The 20,465-nt window shown below is 71.4% G+C and carries 18 protein-coding genes; 12 read left to right on the top strand and 6 right to left on the bottom strand.

All coding sequences use genetic code 11. The annotated features are described in order from the left end of the window. Window positions 1–59: 59 nt before the first annotated feature. The 4 genes from OG432_RS04670 to OG432_RS04655 all read left to right on the top strand — a co-directional run bounded on the left by OG432_RS04670 (window position 60) and on the right by OG432_RS04655 (window position 3,764). On the top strand, window positions 60–650 hold the full coding sequence (locus tag OG432_RS04670; protein ID WP_328307993.1) for an RNA polymerase sigma factor: 591 nt from the start codon (window positions 60–62) through the stop codon (window positions 648–650). Beyond that, window positions 647–1,456 carry an MGMT family protein gene (locus OG432_RS04665; RefSeq protein WP_328307991.1) on the top strand — a complete coding sequence of 270 codons (810 nt, stop codon included), beginning with the start codon at window positions 647–649 and terminating at the stop codon, window positions 1,454–1,456. The genes OG432_RS04670 and OG432_RS04665 overlap by 4 nt, the downstream gene beginning before the upstream one ends. Window positions 1,457–1,662: 206 nt before the next feature. Continuing rightward, window positions 1,663–2,892, top strand: coding sequence for a class I adenylate-forming enzyme family protein (locus tag OG432_RS04660; protein WP_328307989.1), 1,230 nt, complete (start codon window positions 1,663–1,665; stop codon window positions 2,890–2,892). A gap of 89 nt (window positions 2,893–2,981) precedes the next feature. Next, a complete protein-coding gene (locus OG432_RS04655; RefSeq protein WP_328307987.1) occupies window positions 2,982–3,764 on the top strand; it encodes an SDR family NAD(P)-dependent oxidoreductase in 783 nt (260 codons plus the stop codon). Here OG432_RS04655 and OG432_RS04650 read toward each other — a convergent pair. Further along, window positions 3,713–4,477 (bottom strand): AfsR/SARP family transcriptional regulator, encoded by a 765-nt coding sequence (locus OG432_RS04650; RefSeq protein WP_328307984.1) that lies wholly within the window; start codon window positions 4,475–4,477, stop codon window positions 3,713–3,715. The genes OG432_RS04655 and OG432_RS04650 overlap by 52 nt on opposite strands. A 715-nt stretch (window positions 4,478–5,192) precedes the next feature. Here OG432_RS04650 and OG432_RS04645 point away from each other — a divergent pair. After that, window positions 5,193–7,649: an ATP-binding SpoIIE family protein phosphatase gene (locus tag OG432_RS04645; RefSeq protein WP_328307982.1), complete on the top strand. Its 2,457-nt coding sequence runs from the start codon at window positions 5,193–5,195 to the stop codon at window positions 7,647–7,649. A gap of 116 nt (window positions 7,650–7,765) precedes the next feature. Next, window positions 7,766–8,557 carry a class I SAM-dependent methyltransferase gene (locus tag OG432_RS04640; RefSeq protein WP_328307980.1) on the top strand — a complete coding sequence of 264 codons (792 nt, stop codon included), beginning with the start codon at window positions 7,766–7,768 and terminating at the stop codon, window positions 8,555–8,557. On the opposite strand, the gene OG432_RS04635 is transcribed toward OG432_RS04640, so the two are convergent. The 3 genes from OG432_RS04635 to OG432_RS04625 form a co-directional block, all read right to left on the bottom strand. After that, window positions 8,486–9,208, bottom strand: coding sequence for a VOC family protein (locus OG432_RS04635; RefSeq protein WP_328314996.1), 723 nt, complete (start codon window positions 9,206–9,208; stop codon window positions 8,486–8,488). The two genes, OG432_RS04640 and OG432_RS04635, sit on opposite strands and share 72 nt — an antisense overlap. Before the next feature lie 229 nt (window positions 9,209–9,437). Then, window positions 9,438–9,830 (bottom strand): hypothetical protein, encoded by a 393-nt coding sequence (locus tag OG432_RS04630; RefSeq protein ID WP_328307978.1) that lies wholly within the window; start codon window positions 9,828–9,830, stop codon window positions 9,438–9,440. 76 nt (window positions 9,831–9,906) lie between these two features. Then, window positions 9,907–10,644 carry an alpha/beta hydrolase gene (locus tag OG432_RS04625; protein WP_328307976.1) on the bottom strand — a complete coding sequence of 246 codons (738 nt, stop codon included), beginning with the start codon at window positions 10,642–10,644 and terminating at the stop codon, window positions 9,907–9,909. Window positions 10,645–10,877: 233 nt separating this feature from the next. On the opposite strand from OG432_RS04625, the gene OG432_RS04620 reads away from it, so the two are divergent. After that, entirely contained in the window at window positions 10,878–12,230 is a 1,353-nt protein-coding gene (locus OG432_RS04620) for a hypothetical protein (RefSeq protein ID WP_328307974.1), read from the top strand. 333 nt (window positions 12,231–12,563) lie between these two features. On the opposite strand, the gene OG432_RS04615 is transcribed toward OG432_RS04620, so the two are convergent. After that, window positions 12,564–13,172, bottom strand: coding sequence for a flavin reductase family protein (locus OG432_RS04615; RefSeq protein WP_328307972.1), 609 nt, complete (start codon window positions 13,170–13,172; stop codon window positions 12,564–12,566). A gap of 554 nt (window positions 13,173–13,726) precedes the next feature. On the opposite strand from OG432_RS04615, the gene OG432_RS04610 reads away from it, so the two are divergent. The 3 genes from OG432_RS04610 to OG432_RS04600 all read left to right on the top strand — a co-directional run bounded on the left by OG432_RS04610 (window position 13,727) and on the right by OG432_RS04600 (window position 17,039). Beyond that, entirely contained in the window at window positions 13,727–14,926 is a 1,200-nt protein-coding gene (locus OG432_RS04610; protein WP_328307970.1) for an ice-binding family protein, read from the top strand. 126 nt (window positions 14,927–15,052) lie between these two features. Then, entirely contained in the window at window positions 15,053–15,916 is an 864-nt protein-coding gene (locus OG432_RS04605; RefSeq protein ID WP_328307968.1) for a DUF5819 family protein, read from the top strand. After that, window positions 15,906–17,039: an HTTM domain-containing protein gene (locus OG432_RS04600; protein WP_443058337.1), complete on the top strand. Its 1,134-nt coding sequence runs from the start codon at window positions 15,906–15,908 to the stop codon at window positions 17,037–17,039. Before OG432_RS04605 ends, OG432_RS04600 begins: the two co-directional genes overlap by 11 nt. A 43-nt stretch (window positions 17,040–17,082) precedes the next feature. Here OG432_RS04600 and OG432_RS04595 read toward each other — a convergent pair whose 3' ends face one another. Beyond that, the gene (locus OG432_RS04595) at window positions 17,083–17,955 is read right to left on the bottom strand and encodes a helix-turn-helix domain-containing protein (protein WP_328307966.1); all 873 of its coding nucleotides are present in this window, start codon (window positions 17,953–17,955) and stop codon (window positions 17,083–17,085) included. Window positions 17,956–18,303: 348 nt separating this feature from the next. On the opposite strand from OG432_RS04595, the gene OG432_RS04590 reads away from it, so the two are divergent. Together OG432_RS04590 and OG432_RS04585 are read left to right on the top strand one after the other, a co-directional pair. Beyond that, complete coding sequence (locus OG432_RS04590) at window positions 18,304–19,137, top strand: M55 family metallopeptidase (RefSeq protein WP_328307964.1); 834 nt, start codon at window positions 18,304–18,306, stop codon at window positions 19,135–19,137. Continuing rightward, window positions 19,130–20,461: a M20/M25/M40 family metallo-hydrolase gene (locus OG432_RS04585; protein WP_328307962.1), complete on the top strand. Its 1,332-nt coding sequence runs from the start codon at window positions 19,130–19,132 to the stop codon at window positions 20,459–20,461. Before OG432_RS04590 ends, OG432_RS04585 begins: the two co-directional genes overlap by 8 nt. Window positions 20,462–20,465 lie beyond the last annotated feature (4 nt).

Genomic DNA, 20,465 nt, shown 5'->3' with positions numbered 1-20,465 from the left:
AGCAGGTACGCGACCAGGTCCGTGCAACCCTTTCCGACCGCTCGGTGTTCTGGTCGGTGATGGACGAGATGGCGGAGCAGCTGACTGAGCGCCTGGCAGTGGATCTCGACGACGGCTTCACGGAGCTGGTCCGACTCCACGCCACGGTGGTCCGCGCGTTCCTGCTCCGGGTCACGGGATCGGCCGCGGAGGCGGACGACCTGGGCCAGGACACCTTTCTGCGCGCCTACACGGCTCTGCGGGGCTACTCGCCGGAACGGCGCCGTGCCCTGCGGCCGCGGGCCTGGCTGATGACGATCGCGGCCAACACCTGGCGCAACCAGGTGCGCACCGCGGTACGGCACCCGGTGTCCGCCGTTCCCGTCGAGGATTCGTGCGGGGCCTGGGCGGACGCGCGGCCAGGACCCGAGGAGCGGGCATCGGCTTCCCACGACCGGGGATGCCTGGTGTCGGCCCTGGCCGAACTCCCGGAGAAACCCCGGGTGGCGGTGGTGCTCAGACATGTGGTCGGCATGAGCTACGGAGAGATCGCGGAGGCGCAGGGGTGCCCGGTCGGCACGGTCAAGGCCCAGGTGTCCCGAGGGATCGGTAGCCTGCGGCTGTTACTGGAAGGCAGGGACGACCCGCCGATGAGGGAGGTGGTGAAGTGAGCTCGAGGAGTGAGGACATGGCGCCGTCCGAGCAGGACGTGGAGAACGCACTGGCGGATCTCACGTCTCCCGCCCCGGCGGATTTCGCGTTGCGTGTGCTGCAACGGGTGAACATCTCCACCGAGCGCTACGACACGTACGTCCGGCTGGACACCGGTGCGGGCGGCCTGTACGTGGCCTTCAGCCCGCGTGCGGTGACGGGCGCGATGCTGGAGTCGATGGTGGTCAGCCCGGCCATGTTCGAAGAACTGCACTGGGCGCGGACCCGCAGGACCGCCATCTGCGCGACGACACCCCTGCCGGGCCTGCGCACCGCGCTGCGGACCGGGCGCGCCAAGAACCTGCCGATCGATCTGGCCCGGCTGCCCGCCGAGGACCGCGCGGTCCTCCAGGCGGTGCGGTGCATCCCCAAGGGGCAACTGCGCCCCGCCGGCTGGGTCGCGAGGGAGGCGTGCCTGAGCGACGCCGACCGCGTCGTCCACGTCCTGGCGCACAACCCGGTGATGCTGCTCATTCCGTGTCACCGTGTCACCCACGACGACGGCACGCCGTGTGACGCCGCCTATCTGCCGGGCACCGGACGCGCCCTGCGCGCGGCCGAAGGCATCGACATGGAGCGGTTCGCGGAGCTCTCACGAGAAGGCGCCGTCTACCTGGGCAGCGATACGACCCACATCTACTGCCATCCGACGTGTGCGCACGCGCGCCGCATCACGCCGCCCCACCGCAAGCCGTTCCGCAGCGCGAGGGAGGCAAGCCGGGCGGGCTATCGTGCCTGCCGCAGTTGTCGTCCTCTCTCCGTCTGACGCACGCGGCCGCGCCGCGCCCATGAGCTGGGGCCGGGATTCCATTCCCCCGTAATACCGGTCCCTGGTCGGCCGCTCGATCCGCACGGTCGGGCGGCCGACAATCCTTCACCTTCGCGCCCGCTTCCGCGTGCAACCGTTTCCGGCCCGCCGGTGTTCCGCCTAGGGAGACCGTCGCCGGACACACGTACGAGCGGGAGGCCGACATGCGAGACGAATCCGGTAGTGAACCCGACTGGTGGGGTGCCGCGATGCTGGCACGCCCGCCCCGGGAAGCGATATGGGCGCAGGGTGGCTACGACGTCACCTATGAACGGTTACGGACCCAAGTCTCCATGCTGCGGCGCCTGTTCCAAGCCCATGGCATTCGCCCCGGCGGCACCGTCGCCCTTCAGGGAGCCGAGAGCTTCACCCAGATCTGGTCGGTCTTCGCCCTGTGGTCGCTCGGCGCCCAAGTCATGCTCATGGGCGCCGGTATACGAGGCGGGGAACTCGGTCTCCTCCTGGACCGCTGCCGGCCGCAGTTCTACATCTCGTTCGACACCTCCGGATCGCCCGCACGGACCTTCCACGACGAATGCGAGGTCTACGTCCGCCGGATCAAGGGCGGCCGCCGCGCGGCCACCGACCACTGCCTGGTCCAGTTCACCTCGGGCAGCACCGGCTATGCCAAGGCGGTGGGCCGGACCCCGCAGTCGTTGCAGGACGAACTCGTCGCCTTCAGCCGCCTCGCCGGAATGCCGGGCCCGGGGGAGCGGGTGCTGCTGCTCGGGCCGTTGACGCACTCCTTCAACCTCATCGGCGGTCTGCTGCACCACATGTCCGTCGGCGCGGTCAGCGTCTTCGCGCCGCGCGCCTCGCGTAGCGCCGCGCTGCGCACCGCGATCCGTTCCAACGCGGCAGCCGTCCTCGCGGCGCCCGCCCACTTCGCCGCGCTCACCCTCACCGACCATTCGGTACGGCTGCCGCGGCTGCGCTGTGCGATCTCGGGCGGCGACCGGCTGCCCGAGCGGGTGTACGCGCGGTTCGCCGACCAGTACGGGGTACGGATAGGGCAGGCGTACGGCACGACGGAGACGGGCATCGTGGCCGCGGACCCCGTGGGCTGGTTCTCCCCCGGGGCGGTGGGCATGGTCGCGCCGGGCATCCGCATCCGCATCCTGGACGGCGAACTCCAGGTCCGCCTCGCCCGTACCCCCTACCTCGGCGAGGAGGGGCCTCCCACCCGGTTCGTGCCCGACGGGGCTGACGGGCCGGGGTGGCTCTCCACCCGCGACCGGGCCGAACTCGACCCCCTCACGGGGGCGGTGCGCATCCTCGGCCGTTTCGATCCGCCCGCCGACCGCCGCACGCTGACCCACGGCGTGAACCAGCGGCTGCTCTCCGACCGGACGGCGATGCGACCGGTCTCGCGCAGCGGGGCGCCGGCTCCGTAGGCGGGGGCCCCGGACCCGGCGGCCATCACTGTTCGTCACGGGCGGGCGCCGCAGGGTGCAACCTGAGCCGCGTGCGCGGTGTTCTCTCGGTGAGTGTTCACATCGCACCGGGAGGCGCCGCGTTGTTACCCACCCTGGCGGGCAAGACCGCAGTCGTGACGGGCGCAGGCAGCGGCATCGGACGGGCGACCGCGCGGGCGTTCGCGGAGCGCGGGGCCAACGTCCTGGCCGTCGGCAGGTCCTGGGAGAAACTCCTCGGGACCGGGCAGGAGTGGCCCAGCATCTCGCCGTTCCGGATGGACGTGACGGACAAGGACGCCCCGGACAAGGTGGTGGACACGGCGCTGGAGCGCTTCGGCCGCATCGACGCCCTGGTGCACAGCGCGGGCCTGCTGCGGCGCACGCCGCTCGGCACGATCTCCGTCGACGACTTCGACCGGTTCATGGCCGTGAACCTGCGGGCGCCCCTGCTGCTCACTCAGGCGGCACTGGCCGCGCTGTCGGTGGCGGGCGGCACGGTGGTCAACATCAGCGCGTCCTTCGGACAGCGCGGCTGGCCGGGCCTCTCCCTCTACGGGGCGACCAAGGCCGGCCTCGACTTCTTCACCCGCGCGTGGGCCGGCGAGCTCGCCGACCACGGGATCCGCGTCGTCTCCGTGGCGCCCGGCCCGATCGAAACCCCGATCCTCGACAACAACGCGTGGACGGACCACGAGGTGACGGAGATGCACCGCCTGCAGGAACTGCTCCCGATGGCCCGTCTGGGAAGGCCCGAGGAGATCGCCTGGTGGATCGTGAACTTCTCCGAGCCGCTCGCGTCCTATGCGACGGGAATGATTCTTCCCGTCGACGGCGGATACGGGGCCGTGTAGTCGGGCCCGGAAGAATTGAGAATGCTGTGCTGCAACCGCTGGACCGGAGCCCCGGGCTCGATTCCGAGTTCGGAGACGAGATTTGAACGAAGCGTGTTGAAGACGTCGAGGGCCCGCGCCCGATGACCCGTGAGGTGAAGGGCCCGCATGTATCGGTAGTGTATTCCCTCGTGCAGGGGGTGTTCCGATATGGAAGCCGCGAGGTCCGCTATGGCCTCATGGTAATTACCCACCCTGATCTTGGCGTCGGACAGGGATTCGATGACGCCGATGCGTGATTCCTCGAACTGACGCCGCTGGGTTTCCAGCGTCGGCCCGCGCATGACGTCGACGAAGGCCGGCCCGCGCCAAATGCTCAGAGCATCCTCGAACAATTCAATGGCCTCGTCGTCCGCGCCCTTGCGCAGCATGCGCCGGCCGTCCACCACCAGGTTTCGGTAGGAGCTGTAGTCGAACCGGGCCGCGGTGTTGGTGAAGGAGTAGCCGCCGGGCCTCGTCATCAGGAACTCGCTGGCTACGCCACGCAGTGAAAGGCCTGTGAACTGGGACAACACCTTGCGTGACTGAAAGATATATGTCTGCAGGTTACGTAACGCGCTGACGGGCCTGCTGTCGCCCCAGACTTCGCGCGCCAGCGCGGACACGGGGACGATGCCGCCGGCGTTCGCGATCAGGACGGTCAGGACCGTACGAGGCTTGGGAGCCAGCTCCACGTGCCTGTGTCCGTTTTCCTCGTCGCAGGAAATACGAAGTGATCCGAGTATGCCTACCTTCATCACCTACCACACCCCGTTTGATCGGCCGGAAGGGTTCCTTTTGCGGAAGCGTGACGGGCTGGACAAGTGGCATACATGATCTCACGCCCCCGTACCAGGAAATTGTTGCATTGTAAACTGTCGACTGTCAAGGCGCGGCCAAAAATGACCTCTCCTTCGATCCGAGAACCGGTTGCTCATTCTCTTCTCCGAGCTGCGACCCGGTCTTGATCCACAATGTTCAACGGATCATGAACGGGCCGAGAACGTGACGGAGTATTCGGCTGTTTCCCGCTGTGGGAAAAGCCTACCGTCGCCCTCCGGAATGCCGACGGGAATATGAAGGAACCGCCGCGCCGCGGCCGTCGCGCGCCCCGTACGGGCCCGGCCCCGCTCCTGCCGAAATGGCGCAGATCCGCACACGGCGGGGACCGCCGGGCGATGGACGGCGGCACGGGCCCGCGGCCCGAGCGCCGCGGACGGGAACCGCGGGACCCGCGACCGGGGGCGGGCGGGCCCAACGGTGCGGAGCGAAAAGGCCCTTGGTCTGTGTCACCGGCATGTACGCCAGGGCGTACGCCTATTGTGCAGTTGGGTCCCGCGCGGTGCGCCGATGGCCGTACGGTGGAGGCGCAGCCGCCGATTCTCGCGGCGGGGAAGGAGCCTCCCACCCATGGACAGTGGCACTCCGCCGCAGCTGGCGCAGAAGTTCGCCGTGGCCGGCCGGATTCCGCTCGCCGTGATCGTCGTGGACGGTGAGGGCCTGGTGTCGCACTGGTCCTCGGGTGCGCGCAGGCTGTTCGGTCCCGGCCGGGAAGAGGCGGTCGGCAGGCCCGCCGTCGATCTGCTTCCGGTGTCCGGAGCGCTGGAGCACCACTACGACGACGCGGACGCCGACGGGGGCGGTTTCGAGGATTTCGGCGCGGGCGACGCGTTCGGCCCCGGCCTCGACGGCCCGCTGACCGGGCGTACCGCCTACCCCACCGCCGGCCGCGCGGCACTGCGCGAGCCCGGCCGGGACCGCAGCGACGTGCTGTGGTGGGCCTACCCGCTGGTCGGACCCGGACCCGAGCGGCTCCTGGTGCTCGCCGCGGACGCCGCGCGACTGCACCTGGAGAGCGACGACGAGGACGGCCCGGTGGAGCGGATAGCGCCCGGCTTCGCCCTGCACACCGACTTCCCCGGCGCCGACCAGCTGGCCCGGCGGCTGCCGGAGATCCTGCCGAGCATGAGCGTCGGCGAAAGCTCCCGGATAGTGGCCCAGGTCCTCGAACTCGGCTACCCCGTACTGGAGTTCAGCCACCACGACCGGGTGCCCGTCACGCCCGACTGGGGCGTGCCGCGGCGCACCGAACGCCGGTCCGCGCCGCGCCGCCACCCCATGGAGCCCGTGACCCGGGCCCAGCGGCCCGGCCCCGAATTCGCCGCCGACCTCGAATACGCCGCGGTGCGCGAGCGGCTCGAATTCCTCAACGAGGTCAGCGGCCGGATCGGCTCCTCGCTCGACCTGTCCCGCACCATCCAGGAAGTGAGCGCCGCCGTCGTACCCCGCTTCACCGATGTCGCGGGCACCTATCTGCGCGAGCAGGTCATCGCGGGCGAGGGCTTCCCCGACGGGCCGCCCGACGCGCGCACCCTGTGGCACCGCGTCGCCCTCGAACACGTGGAGGAGCCCGGCCGCTGGGACGACGTGGTGCCGGTCGGCGAGTCCATGCCGTTCCCCGCGCACACCCCGTTCTTCCAGTGCATGACGTCCGGCGAGCCCGTGCTCGTGCCGCGGATCAGCGAGGAGATGGGTGCCGCCATCGCCTCACAGTTCGAAAAGCGCGACATCCGGCCGCTGATCAACGGACGCTCCATGCTGGTCGTCCCGCTGAAGGCGCGCAACGTCGTGCTCGGCTTCATGATCCTTCTGCGGCACGCCGAGCGGGCCGAGTTCAACGACATGGACCGCGTCACCGGCGCCGAACTGGCCGCGCGCGCCGGTCTGGTCCTCGACAACGCCCGCATGTACACCTACCAGGAGAGCGTCGCCGAGACCCTCCAGGACTCGATGCTGCCGCAGGTCACCCCGCGCATGGCGGGCTGCGACACCGCGACCCGCTATCTGCCGGGCACCCTGCTCGGCCGGGTCGGCGGCGACTGGTTCGACTCGATCAAGCTGCCGGGGTCGCGCACCGCGCTCGTCGTCGGCGACGTCATGGGGCACGGTCTCAACTCGGCGGCCATGATGGGCCAGTTGCGCACCGCCGTGCAGACCATGGCCGCCCTCGACCTCCCGCCCGACCAACTCCTGCGCAACCTCGACGACTTGGCGCAGCGTCTGGGCGAGCACTACCTCGCCACCTGTCTCTACGCCGTGTACGACCCGATCAGGGGCGAACTGCGGATGGCCAACGCGGGCCATGTCCCGCCGGTGATCGTCCGCTCCGCCGACGGACGCAGCGAGCTCCTCGAACTGCCCACCGGAGCCCCGATCGGCGTGGGCGGGGTGCCGTTCGAGACGGCCCGCGTCCGCGTCGAGCCCGGTGACCGCCTCATCATGTGCACCGACGGGCTCGTCGAGGTGCGGGGCGAGGACATAGGCGTCGGCCTCGCCACGCTCTGCGAGTCGGCCGCCCACCCGGCCGCCTCCATGGACGACGCCTGCGACACGATCATCCGCTCCCTCAACACCTGTGGTGGCCGCAAGGACGACGTCGCCCTGCTCATGGCACGCCTCAACGGCATCGCCCGCGAGGACGTCGCCGAGTGGCGGCTCGCCGTCGACCCGCGAGAGGTGGGCCGCGCCCGCCGCCTGGTGCGCGAACAGCTCGACCGGTGGGGCCTCTCGGCCGTCGAGGAGACCGTCGAGCTGCTGGTCAGCGAGGTCGTCACCAACGGCATCCGGCACGCGCACGGCCGCCAGGTCGAGCTGCGTCTCGTGCGGGCCGAGGCGCTGCTGTGCGAGGTGGTCGACGACGACCACACCCTGCCGTCCCTGCTCGGCACCGGCCCGGACGACGAGGCCGGCCGGGGCCTTCGGGTGGTCAGCGCGCTCGCGCGCGAGTGGGGCACCAGCCGCACCGGCAACGGCAAAACCGTCTGGTTCGACGTGGCACTCCCGCGGACGCCGCGCGCGGCGCGCTGACGCCGCCGGCGCGGGCCTCGAACGGCACGTGAAGGTGTGTGCCATGGGCTTGCCCGGTGTGCGCCCCGCGCGGTAGACCGATCTTGACACTGTGCATGCTGCCCGGGGAGACGGTCATGAGCGTGACGCGACGGTACAAGGACGCCTGGGAGGGGTTCTGGCGCGAGGCGCCGGACGAGCAGGGTGCGGTCTTCTGGGACGCGGAGCCGGCCCTGACCGCCGCCCGCCACCTGGCCCACTTCGCCGGCCGCATCGACGACCCCGACCTGCCGATGGTCGACCTGGGCTGCGGCAACGGCACCCAGACCCGCTACCTCGCGGGCCGCTTCTCGAACGTGACCGGGGTCGACCTCTCCCTCGCCGCCGTCGAGCAGGCCGGTGGCCAGGATCCGGGCAAAGAAGCACAGTTCGAGCAGCTGGACGCCGCCGACGACAAGGCCGTCCAGGCGCTGCACGACCGGCTGGGCGACGCCAACGTGTACGTACGGGGCGTGCTGCACCAGTGCGAACCGGCCGACCGGCGGCCCGTCGCGAACGCCATCGCCACCCTGCTCGGCGACGCGGGCCGGGCCTTCGTCGTGGAGCTCGCGGAGGGCGCGAAGCCGGTACTCATGCGGCTCGCCCAGGATGTTCAGGGGCCGCCGCCCAAGCTCCGCGCTGTCCTCGCCCACGGCATCGCGCCGGGAGAGGTGTCCGACAGCGGGCTCGCGAAGCTGCTCGCCGACGCCGGCCTTGCGGTGCTCGCGGAAGGTGAACTCCCGCTCCTCACCACGGAGTACACCCCGGACGGGCGGCGCATCGAGCTCCCGTCCCGGTGGTTGGTGGTGGGGCGTGGTTCAGGCGGGGGTGCTGAGGGTGAAGGTGGCTCCGTCGGGGTCGCTGACGCGGACCCAGGGCCCTGCGGGTGAAGTGCCCTCGGCAAGCACCGTCGCACCATTGGCGCGGGCGGTGCCGGCCACCGCCACGGGATCCTTCACGGTGAAATGGGTGTGCCAGTGCGGACGCAGACTCGGATCGGGAGCCGCCTCCACGGCACCCGACGTCAGCCGCGCCACCACATGCCCGCCGTGCCGCAGCACCACCTCGTCGTGCTCGTACCGCACCTCACAGCAGCCCGGCCGCTCACACGCCCAGTCCAGCACCTCCCCGTAGAAGATCGCCGCATCGAACGCATCCCGCGTCCGCAACCGCGTCCACGCCGGCGACGTATCCCGCCACACCTCCCACTGCGACACCAACGGACCCTGCCACAACCCGAACACCGCCCCGTCCCGGTCCGCCGCCAACGCACCCCGCCCCGTATGCAGAGCCACCGGACCCACCCCCACCGTGCCACCCCGCTCCTTGATCCGCGCCACCGTCACATCCGCGTCCTCCACCGCGAAATACGGCGTCCACGCCACCGCCACCCGAAGCGCCGGAGCCAACGCCCCGATCCCCGCCACCGGCACCCCACCCGACGACGCGATACGAAACTCCTCACCCAACGCCCCCGACCGGAACGACCACCCGAACACCGCACCATAGAAATCCAGCGCCGCACCCAGATCCCGAGCCATCAGGCTCACCCAGCACGGCACACCGACGACGCCCCCGCGGTGCCTGCCGGGGGCGGGCGGCTCCGCGGTGAGGTCGGTGCGGTTCGGCGGCGGCGTCACGAAAACCCTCGCTTCCGGGAATTTCGGCATACCGGCACAGAGACCCCTCCAGTGTCGCTCGTCCGTCCGGAGCGCGCACGCGGAAGGCCAGGCCCGCGCCCGCGGAGCCGCCGCGCCGGCCCGGCACGGCTCAGCGGTCGGGGTCGCAGCTCTCGCGGCGCCGCCCGATGGTGAGCAGGGCCTCCATGAGGGCGTCGTGGTCGTCCCGCGCCGCGGTGTGCACCGCGCCCTCCTCCAGGACGGTGCGCAGCTCGGGGAGCCCGGCGGTGGCGGGGGTCGTGCGCAGGACGACGGCGCTGGGCGGCGACAGCGAGCGCAGACCGGTGAACAGGGCCGTCGGGTCGCTGTCGCCGTGCATGCTCGGGTCGAGCACGGCCACGTCGGGCAGCAGGACGTAGGCCTGCGCCAGGGCGAGCCGGGGGCTCGGGGTGTGCGCGATGACGCGGAAGTGGGGGTTGCGGTGGATGCGCTCGCGCAGCACCGCGGCTTCCTCGTCGGTGGCTACCAGCAGCACGGTCATCACGCTCCCAGCATGGCGCCACCGGCCCGTCCGAGCCACGCGGGAGATCCCGCACGGGCGCCGGGGCCCACGCCGGGGCTCAGTCGAGGGCCGCCCGTGCGACGAGCCGGGCCGTGTCCCGCCCGGCTCGCAGGGCCTGCGGCGAGGTGGCCGGGACGCAGTGGCCGAGCGCGGGGTCGAAGGCGCTCATGACGACTCCGGCGTGGTCGGTCGCCGGCTCGTACAGGCTCACCGGCCTGCGGTGCCCGACGAGCGCGGTGTGGAAGTCGAGGGAGTGCCGGCTCTCGACGATCGTGTCCGCCGCGCCGTGCACCAGGACGACCGGAACCCCCGTCGAGGGCGATGCGGCGAGATCCTCCAGCGGGACGGAGCCCGTGCTGCGCGCCGCGCGCCCGTACAGGCCGGCGATGCCGACGACCGCCTTGGGGAGCGGGCCGTCCGTGAGGTCGGGGCGCAGCGCCATCGCCACGGCGGCGCCGGCGCCCATCGACCAGCCCGCCACGACGGTGCGGCCCGGGTCGGCGCCGAACGAGGCCGCGTTCTCGCGTACGTAACGCCATGAGGCCATGAGGTGCGCGCGCCCGCCGTCGGGCGCGTCCGGACGCCAGTCGGGCACGAACACCGTCACTCCGTACCGGGCCGTCTCCCGTGCCAGGGCCGCGACTTCGAACCGCGTGTCCGGAGCCGAGCCGTGCCACAGGAGCACGCAGGGGGCCGACGCCGGGGCCGCCTCGCTGCGGTGCACATCGAGGAGTTGAGGCACCGCGCCGTCCTGCTCCGCGGTGTAGGGGACGGTCGAGAGAGGGGTGACGGGCATGACGGTCCTGGCGGTCGGCGGTCGGTGGCGGGCTTCACCGTAACGCGGCCGCCGCGACCGGCCCGGGTGCAGGGGCGCGGATCCGAGGGGTGAACTCCGGGGAAGGGGCGGCGAATTGCCGTGACCGATCAGCTTTGCCCCTTTGCTGCACATAGTTCTCGATTGCCTTCGTCCGCAGGGGAGTTGGGCCGACGGCGGGACAACATGCGGGGCGGACCGGATACGGTGCTCGTGTGCTGATCAAGGGGCAGGAACCGGGTACGGCGCTGCTGCTGGCGGCCGCCCCGGCGAACAAGGGACGTCTTGTCGACGCGGCATCGGCTCTGCCGGGTCTGGCCGCGGTGCCTCCGGGCGTGCTGACCGGTACGGACGCGGCCAGCGTCGTGGAACTCGCCGATCCGGTCGACCCGCAGACCGTGCTGACCAGGATCCGCGCGGTGTCCGCCGCGCCCGGACCGCTGTCCGTGTATGTGGCGGGGCAGTTGCACGTCGATGCCCGCCGGCACCAGATCCATCTGGCGCTGGCCCGCACCACGCAGGCCAGCCTGCGCTACACCGCCTTCCCCTGGGACTGGCTGGCCCACGAGTTCCAGGTGCGCGAGCCGGGCACGACCACGGTGATCGTCGATCTGGTCGCCGACCCGGCGGCCTGGCAGCGGCTGGGACAGGACGGCCTCGCCCTCGGTGCCGGCGTCCGCCTCTACGGCAGGGTCGCCCCGCCCGCGCCGCGCCGCGCGATCGCCTCGCCGGACTATGTGAAGGCGTACGCGCAGGTCTGGCGCGGCGGCGCCCGGCCGCCCCTCGCCGAGCTGCACGCGTACGCGGCGGACCGGGCGGGCCCCGGCGACGCGCTCCTGCTGAGCGCGGACACCCAGCCCGCCGCGTCGACCACGCCCCCGGCACATGCGCGTGCGTCCGCGCCGTCGGCCGGTCGCGAGGAGGATGCGGCCCGTCGTGAGGAGGATGCGGCCCGCCGTGAGGAGGGGGAGGCCCGCCTCCTGCCGTCCGTGCCACCGGGCGGTCCCCATGAGGCGCCGCCCCGCCTCCTGCCCTCCGTGCCGCCGGCCCGGACCCAGGAGAGCGCGGCCCGTCTCCTGCCGGCCCCGCCCTCGTTCCCGCCCTCCGTGCCGCCCGCCGCCGCCGGAGCGGCGAGCGATCCGCATCCGGCGATCCTGGCCGCCGCACGCGCCGGGCGGCACGGCGAGGCGGCGTCGATGGCGGCGGTGTGGGAGAGCGAGGCGATGCGGACCCACGGCCCCTCGTCGCCGCAGGCGCTCCACTGGTTGGAGGTTCGCGCCGACCTCGCCCGGCTGGCCCGGGAGCCGGCCCGGTCCTGCGAGCTGTGGATGGCCTGCGCCCAGGCCCGGCTCGCCCGCGGTCAGACCACCGAGGACGCCGATGTCCAGGCGGCCGTCGACCGGGCGCACCACCAGTGGGAGCAGCTCCGTGACGCCGAGCGCGCCCGATCGCTCGCTCCGGACCTGATCGCCCTGCGTACCCGGGTGCCCGGCCGGCAGCCCGGCGCGCTCGACGCCGTACGGCGGCGCCTCGAACAGCTCCAGGCGGTGCCGGCGGCCGGGCGATAGCGCGCGGCCACCGGCACCCGGAACAGGGCGAACCGGACCGCCGTACAGACCCCGTGAGCCCGGCACGATCCAAACGTGAGGCCGTGAGGCCGTGAGGCCCTAGGACCGGCGCCGCCGCCGCAGGCGCTCCTCCCAGCGGCCCGCCAGCCGTCCGGCCCTCCACAGGCGGGCCGCCCACAGGGCCGCCAAGCCCGCCCGGCGGCGCCGCCGACCGCCGATGTGTACGGAGGCGCGGGCGTCCAGAGTCCTTGGTTTCCGCATGGCTCCAGGGTGGTCCGCCGGTGCGGCCGCCGCACGTCGAGTGCCGGGCGGCCCGCCGCGAACGCCTGCTCGTCAGGCGCCGCCCTCGGGTCCCGTGTACGGCACCCGGCCGAGCTCGTGTACGGAGGCGACCGTGCCCCACTCGTCCCTGCCGAGCCGGGCCAGCGGCAGCAGGCGGCGGATCTCGGGGTGGCCGTCGACCATGACCTCGTCCGACACCACCGCGTGCACGACCCGGCCGAACACGACGGTCGAGTCGCCGATGCCGAGCGTGCTGTGCAGCTCGCACTCCAGGGCGACCGGCGAAAGAGCCACCCGCGGCGGCTTCACCCGCAGGCTCGGCTCGGTGGCGAGGCCCGCCTGCTCGAACTCGCTCACACCCGGCGGGAAGGTGGTCGCCGTCACGTTGACCTGGTGCATCAGTGGCTCGGGAGCCAGGTTGACCACGAACTGGCCCGTCGCCTCGACGTTGCGCAGTGAGTCCTTGCGCCCCACCGAGGTGAACTGGACGACGGGCGGTGCGACGGAGGAGATGGTGAAGAAGGAGTGCGGTGCGAGGTTGGGGATCCCCTCGGGTGTCACCGTCGACACCCACGCGATGGGGCGGGGCACCACGGTCGCGGTGAGCAGCCGGTAGAAGTCGAAGGGCGGCACCACGGCGGGATCGAAGTCGATACGCATGCCGCCAGTATCCCCGGGCCGCCTGCGGCGGCCCTCAGGCCCGGACCCGGACCCGGACGCGGACCCGGACCGGACCCGGACGCGGGCCCTGTCGGCCCCGGTTGAGCGAGCCCCGGGCGCCGTGACGACAACCATTCTTGTGCCTGTGGGCCCTGGATGTGCCTCCGTGACCGGAGCGGCGGCCGAAGGTTTGGCCGGAGCGCGGAAGCTTCCTCCGTGCGGTGGCGAATCCTGCCCAACTCGCGCCTCACGAAGCCACGTTGGGACACGCGTGCCCATCGGTCGAGGGGCGCCGCGGTGAGTGGCGCCCCTTCGCGGGTGCGGGCGGTCGGGGAAGCGTGAGCGGTTCGATCGTGGCCGAGCCGTAGAAATTGCGCCGCCATTCAGGTCATTAATCATTTGTGCAGATCAAGGGCCGCATTCTTCCATTTCGGCGAAACCGCACGGCGGGGCCATTACTGGAGCAGATTCCTGCGTAATATGCCAGACGCAGAATGGAATTCTGCACGGCCGGGAATTGCCAAGATCATCCTCTTGAAGGAGTTGCCCCCTCGATGACGCTGAACATCCCTGACGCGCCTCCACGGCGCACATTGTCGGTGTGGATCGCGGCGGTAACGGCCGTGCTGATCGCCGCTGCGGTCCTCGCGGTGACGCCGACCCGCGCAAGCGCCGTGGCCGGCCCCGTGCCCCTGGGCACGGCGGCCAGTTTCGGAGTACTGGCCGGTGCCACGGTCACCAACACCGGCCCCACGGTGGTCGACGGACTCGATGTCGGCGTCAGCCCGGGGACGGCCATCACCGGCTTCCAGACGTCCGACGGAGGGCCCGGTGCGGTCACCCCGCCCGGTGTCCTGCACTCCGCCGATGCCGTAGCGGGTCAAGCCAAGACCGACCTGAACACGGCGTACAGGCAGGCCGCGGGGCAGACGCTGACGGACGCGATCTACAACGACGCTCCTCACGAGTTCGGCGGCCAGACACTGACGCCGGGCCTCTACAGGGCGAACAGCTCGGCCGGGATCACCGGCACGCTCACCCTGGACGCCCAGGGCAACTCCAGCGCGGTCTGGGTGTTCCAGGTCGGTTCGACGCTGACGACGGCGTCCGCCAGTTCGGTGAGCCTCGTCAACGGGGCCTCGCCGTGCAACGTGTACTGGCAGGTCGGCAGCTCGGCCACGCTCGGTACCAACTCCACGTTCGTGGGCACCGTCCTGGCCGACACGTCGATCACCGCCACCACGGGGGCGACCGTCAACGGCAGGCTGCTGGCCGACGCGGGCCTGCGCGGTGACGGTGCCGTGACGCTGGACAGCAACAGGATCTTCCAGGGGCCGTGCGGGACCGGGTCCCCGGGCGGGACCACGGGTGGTCTGATCACCGGCGGCGTGATCGCCGGCGCGACCTCCGGCGGCACCACGGGCGCCACCACGGTCGGAGCCATCGGCGGCGTGCCCACGGGCGGCGGAACCGGAGGCGTCCTGGGCGGTCTCCTCGGCGGGGTCCTGACGACGGGCGGCACCACGGGCGGAGCCCTCGGCGGCCTCGTCGCGGGCGCCACCACGAGCGGGACCACGGGCGCCACCACGAGCGGGACCACGGGCCCCACCACGGGCGGGTCGACGGGCGGGTCCACCGGCGGGTCCACCGGCGGGTCCACGGGCGGCTCCTCCGGCGGGAACGGACACGACCACGGCGGGTACGGCGACGAGACCGGCAAGGACAACGGCGGCTACGGCAGCGACGGTCACTGAGTCGTTCACGCGTCCTTGAGGGGACAGGCGGCGTGCGACGGATCGGATCCGATTCCGTCGCACGCCGCCGCCGAAAGCCCGGGAGAAGCAGTGACAGAAGTCGGGACCGAAAGGCCGGGTGAGGCCATGCTGGACGACGGCACCGCATCGACGGTTGAGGACAAATCCGCCGATGAATCCGCCGATGAATCCGCACATGAATCCGCGGACGATTCGACGCAGACGAGCCCGCAACGCTCCCCGTACCCACCCCCGCAACAATCCGTACAGCAGCCCCCGCAGCAATTCCATCAGGAATTCACGCCGCCGCCCGAGTGGCAATCCGCACCGCAATCCGCATCAGGACCCGCGGAACAGGTGGAGCCCCCGCCCGCACTTCTGCGCGCGGCAACGACCGGCGCCGTGTTCCTCTGCCTGGTGACGGCCCTGGTCCATGTGCTCCTGGTCTTTCTGCACGTGGCGCCCGCGAACCCGCTCTCCCAGCGGTACAGCCGGCAGATCAACGCCTGGGTCTTCCCGCTGTTCGAGCAGAACTGGCGGCTCTTCGCTCCGGATCCGGAGTCCGTCAACCGGCAGATCTCGGCGAGGACCCTGCACACCGCCCCGGACGGAACCGTGCGGACCAGCGGCTGGTTCGACCTGACCGCCGTGGACAACGCCGCGGTGAACCACGACCCCTTCCCGAGCCATACGGCGCAGAACATGCTGCGGCGAGCGTGGAGTTCCTACCTCGACAACCACCTGGTGGACGACCGGCCACGCACGCAGCGGGCGCTGATGACTCAGCAGTACCTGACCAACATCGCGTCGGATCGCGTCGCGGCCCGGCGGGGCGGCAGCTTCGAGGCGCTCCAGCTGCGGGTGGTCACGGTGCCCATCGCCCGGCCCGTCCCGGCAGGCGGTGCGGGCCCGGACGCCGTCGCGCCGAGGGCGCCGGAAACGCGGTTCCTTCCCTGGTGGAAGGTGGAGGGGACATCCCGTGGCAACTGAGCAACTGCCCGCATCGCGCCCGCGTACCGGCGCGGGGCCGGGTCCGGGGGCTGGTGCGCCGCACCGGGCAACCGGCCGCCTGCGTACGGCCCTTGACGGCCTGACCGACCGGCCGGTCTCCCTGTACGCCGCGGCCGTCCTGCGCATCGGATACGGGCTCCTCCACCTGGTCTTCCTGCTGCGCGAGTTCCCGCACCGCGACGAGATCTGGGGTCCTGGCTCACCGTGGACGCCGGACCTGGCGAGGCGGCTGTTCGACCAGACCGGATGGAGCAGCATCCTCACCCTGTCGGACAACCGCGCCTACTTCGAGGCGTGTTACGCACTGGCCGTGGGCGTCTCGGTACTGTTCGCCCTCGGCTGGCGGACCAGGGCGGTGTCCGTACTGTTCGCGGTCGTCGTCGCGTCGTTCCACAGCAGGGCGATCTTCATGAGCGACGGAGGGGACAACCTCATCCTCCTCATGGCCCTCTACCTCGTCCCCACCGCATGCGGTCGTCGTTGGTCCCTGGACGCACGCAGAGCCCGGCTCCGGGCCCGTGCGGGCGCTGCGACGCGACCGTCGGCCGGCCGGAGGGCGGGCGGGCTCCGGCATCACCTCCGCGCCGGAGGCCGGACCCTGACCGCCGTGCTGCACAACTGCGGGATGTTCGTCATCGCGGCCCAGGTCTGCTTCCTCTACGGGGCCGCGGGTCTGTACAAGGTGCAGGGAGGTTCCTGGGGCGACGGGACCGCCCTCCACTACGTCCTGAACCTCGACCTGTTCCGGCCCTGGCCAGGGCTGTCCCGCATGGCGGACGGGCACGAGGTGCCGATCGCCATCGCCTGCTACCTGACGGTGCTGTTGCAGGTCGCCTTCCCGTTCGTCCTGTTCGGGCGGCTCAAGTACCCGGTACTCACGATGCTGTTGGGCATGCACCTGGGCATCGCGGTGCTCATGGGGCTGCCCCTCTTCTCCGGCGCGATGATCATCGCCGATGCGGTGTTCCTGCCGGACCGCTTCTACCGGGCTCCGGGACGGCTGTGGCGACGCCCTGCCCGGGTGATGGAACCCGGAAGGACGGCGCACGCGCACAGGGCTCCCCGTGCGCGGGTACCCGCGCAGAGCGAACCGTCCGGCTGACGCACTGCCCGTCTCCCGCCTCGTCGACCGCGAAGGCCGCGGCTCAGGGGCGGCTTGCCATGCCGATGTACGTCTTGGTGGCGTCGGCGATGAGCTCGCGGCTGCCGGCCGGGTCGAGCGCCCGCGCCCGGAGATGGTCGTACAGCATGCTGAAGTGCTGGACGTCGGATCGTTTCTCCACGTGGACGTCGCTGGTGAACCGCTCCAGATACACCACCCCGGCGTCGGGGCTTTCGGCGAACTGCAGGAGGGAGAACTGGCCCGAAAGGCCCGGATGTGCGCCCACGGTGTGGGGGAGGACCTGCACCGTGATGTGGGGCTCGGAACCGAGGGCGTTCAGATGCTCCAGTTGTTCACGCATGATGTCGGGGCCGCCGACGACGCGGTGCAGTACCGATTCGTCCAGGATGGCCCCGAGCCGCAGCGGGCAGCCGGGGTCGTAGATCCGGTGCTGACGGCGCAGCCGCACCTTGAGGCGCGTGGCGGCCTGTTCGGCAGTGATCGGGGGGATCGTTTCCTCGATGACCGCGTGGGCGTAGGCGGGAGTCTGGAGCAGCGCGGGGACCGTCATGGGCTCGAAGGTGTCGAGGCGGGCGGCGTCCGTCTCCAGGGCGACATAGACGCTCTGCGGAATGTCGCCGTACGCGTGCCACCAGCCCTGTTGACCCGATTCCCTGGCCATCTGCATCAGCACGTCGACGACCTGCTGGTCCGTGACTCCGTAGAGCGCGCACAGGTCGCGCACGTCGCGGGGGCTGATCGCGCGGTTGCCGTTCTCCAGGTGACTGATCTTCGGCTGGGAGACCATGAGCAGTTTGGCCACTTCGGTGCTCTTCAGCCCCCTGTCCATTCGGAGCCGGCGGAGCTCGGCCCCCAGACGGCGTCTCCTGACGGTGGGGTTGGTGTTCGCCGCCACGAGCGGTGTACCTCCGACTGATTCAAGTCATCGTGCTCGCCGCAGATTGCCATGGGACACGACCTCTTGATCGCGTGCCGTGCCGTCGTGTCGCGGAGCAGTCGAAGCGGAATCTGCCTCTGTAATGTGCCGCGCGGAAGGAGCCGCCGGAGCCGGAAACGGGGCCCGGACCGCCCTCCCCCTCGTAGCAGGTTCTCCCGCCGGGGCGTAACGTCACGCCTCAGGAAGATCTCCGCCACCGATGACGCACGCGGTGGCATGGTCTCCGTGCCGAGCGTGTGCTACCCGTCGAGAACCCCTGGGGAAAACCCAACGTCAAGCCTGTGACCTGCGATTGGACGACGTTTCGTGAAGATCCTCATCAGCGCCGACATGGAAGGCGCCACCGGAGTCACCTGGCCGGCCGACGTGCTGCCGGGCACGCCCCAGTGGGAGCGCTGCCGGGCGATGTTCACCTCCGACGTCAACGCGGCGGTGCTCGGGTTCTTCGACGGGGGCGCCGACGAAGTGCTCATCAACGAGGCGCACTGGTCCATGCGCAACCTGCTCCTGGAGCGGCTCGACGAGCGGGCCCGGATGCTCACCGGCAAGCACAAGTCGCTGTCCATGGTCGAGGGCATCCAGCACGGCGACGTCGACGCGATCGCTTTCGTGGGCTATCACACGGGCGCCGGCACGGCGGGTGTGCTCGCCCACACCTACCTCGCCAACTCCATCACCGGGGTGTGGCTCAACGGCACCCGCGCGAGCGAGGGGCTGCTCAACGCCCAGGTCGCCGCCGAGTACGGGGTGCCCGTCGTACTGGTCACCGGCGACGACCTGACCTGCGCCGACGCCGAGGGCTATGCGCCGGACGCCCGCAAGGTCGCCGTGAAGGACCATGTCTCGCGCTACGCGGCGGTGTGCCGCACCCCCGCCCGTACCGCGGGTGACATCCGGGACGCGGCCAGAGCCGCGGTACCGCTCGCGCGCCGCACGGCACCCGTGGAGGGCGGGCCGTTCACCGTGGAGATCGAGTTCGACGCCGAGCACCTCTCCGACGCGGCCACCGTGGTGCCAGGCGTGGCGCGTACGGGTGAACGCCGCGTTTCCTACACCAGTTTGACGATGTATGAGGGAATCCGCACGTTCAAGGCGGTCACCACGATCGTCTCGTCCGCGGTGGAGGAGCAGTATGGCTGAGGTGGAGACGGTCGACGGGGTGACGCTCGACGAGGTGGTGGACTTCACCTCCGGGCTGATCCGGATCGACACCAGCAACCGCGGCGGCGGCGACTGCCAGGAGCGGCCGGCCGCGGAGTACGTGGCCGAACGGCTCTGCGCGGCGGGGCTTCAGCCCCGCATGCTGGAGCGCACCAAAGGACGCACCAACGTGGTCGCCCGGATCGAGGGCAGCGACCCGTCGGCCGACGCGCTGCTCGTCCACGGCCATCTCGACGTGGTGCCCGCCGCGGCCGCCGACTGGAGCGTGCACCCCTTCTCGGGGGAGGTCCGCGACGGCGTGGTCTGGGGTCGCGGCGCGGTCGACATGAAGAACATGGACGCGATGGTCCTCGCGGTCGTGCGGGCCTGGGCCCGGCACGGGGTGCGGCCCCGGCGGGACATCGTCCTCGCCTTCACCGCCGACGAGGAGGACAGCGCCGTCGACGGCGCGTCGTTCCTCACCGACGAGCACCCCGGCCTCTTTGAGGGCTGCACCGAGGGCATCAGCGAATCGGGCGGCGTCACCTTCCACGCCGGACCCGGCATGGAGGTCTACCCGATCGGGGCGGGGGAGCGCGGCACCGCCTGGCTGCGGCTCACCGCACACGGCCGCGCCGGCCACGGCTCCAAGGTGAACCGCGCCAACGCGGTGAGCAGGCTCGCCGCCGCCATCGCCCGCATCGACGCCTACGAATGGCCGGTGCGGATCACCCCGACCGTCCGCGCGAGCATCGTCGAACTCGCCGCCCTGCACGGCATCGACGCCGACCCGGACGCCGACGACTTCGACGCCGACGAACTCCTCGGCAAGCTCGGACCCGCCGCCGCCCTGGTCGGGCCCGTGCTCCGCAACAGCGCCAACCCGACGATGCTGGAGGCCGGTTACAAGGTCAACGTCATCCCCGGTCTCGCGACCGGATACGTCGACGGGCGCACCGTACCCGGCGGTGAGGCCGCCTTCCGCACCACCATGGACGAGCTGACCGGCTCCGACGTCGAGTGGGACTTCTACCACTCCGGCGTGTCGCTCCAGGCGCCCGTCGACTCGCCCACGTACCGCAAACTGCGGGCCGCCATCGAGCGGTTCGCGCCGGAGGGCCACGTGGTGCCGTACTGCATGTCGGGCGGCACCGACGCCAAGCAGTTCTCGCGCCTCGGCATCACCGGCTACGGCTTCGCGCCGCTGCGGATGCCGGCCGGCCTCGACTACCAGGCGCTGTTCCACGGCGTCGACGAACGCGTGCCCGTGGACGCCCTGCACTTCGGCGTCCGCGTCCTCGACCACTATCTGCGGTCCGCATAGGGAG

Origin of the sequence: Streptomyces sp. NBC_00442 (assembly GCF_036014195.1) — a bacterium.
Classification (GTDB): Bacteria; Actinomycetota; Actinomycetes; order Streptomycetales; family Streptomycetaceae; genus Streptomyces.
The sequence above is the reverse complement of the archived record's forward strand: the minus strand, read 5'-3'. Positions and strand labels throughout refer to the sequence as shown.

What these genes read in the sequence shown, in the direction of transcription:
- OG432_RS04670 (WP_328307993.1), top strand. Translation starts at nt 60, where the DNA reads ATGGACGAGATGGCGGAGCAGCTGACTGAGCGCCTGGCAGTGGATCTC.
- OG432_RS04660 (WP_328307989.1), top strand. Translation starts at nt 1,663, where the DNA reads ATGCGAGACGAATCCGGTAGTGAACCCGACTGGTGGGGTGCCGCGATG.
- OG432_RS04645 (WP_328307982.1), top strand. Translation starts at nt 5,193, where the DNA reads ATGGACAGTGGCACTCCGCCGCAGCTGGCGCAGAAGTTCGCCGTGGCC.
- OG432_RS04640 (WP_328307980.1), top strand. Translation starts at nt 7,766, where the DNA reads ATGAGCGTGACGCGACGGTACAAGGACGCCTGGGAGGGGTTCTGGCGC.
- OG432_RS04635 (WP_328314996.1), bottom strand. Translation starts at nt 9,208, where the DNA reads ATGGCTCGGGATCTGGGTGCGGCGCTGGATTTCTATGGTGCGGTGTTC.
- OG432_RS04625 (WP_328307976.1), bottom strand. Translation starts at nt 10,644, where the DNA reads ATGCCCGTCACCCCTCTCTCGACCGTCCCCTACACCGCGGAGCAGGAC.
- OG432_RS04615 (WP_328307972.1), bottom strand. Translation starts at nt 13,172, where the DNA reads ATGCGTATCGACTTCGATCCCGCCGTGGTGCCGCCCTTCGACTTCTAC.
- OG432_RS04610 (WP_328307970.1), top strand. Translation starts at nt 13,727, where the DNA reads ATGACGCTGAACATCCCTGACGCGCCTCCACGGCGCACATTGTCGGTG.
- OG432_RS04605 (WP_328307968.1), top strand. Translation starts at nt 15,053, where the DNA reads ATGCTGGACGACGGCACCGCATCGACGGTTGAGGACAAATCCGCCGAT.
- OG432_RS04585 (WP_328307962.1), top strand. Translation starts at nt 19,130, where the DNA reads ATGGCTGAGGTGGAGACGGTCGACGGGGTGACGCTCGACGAGGTGGTG.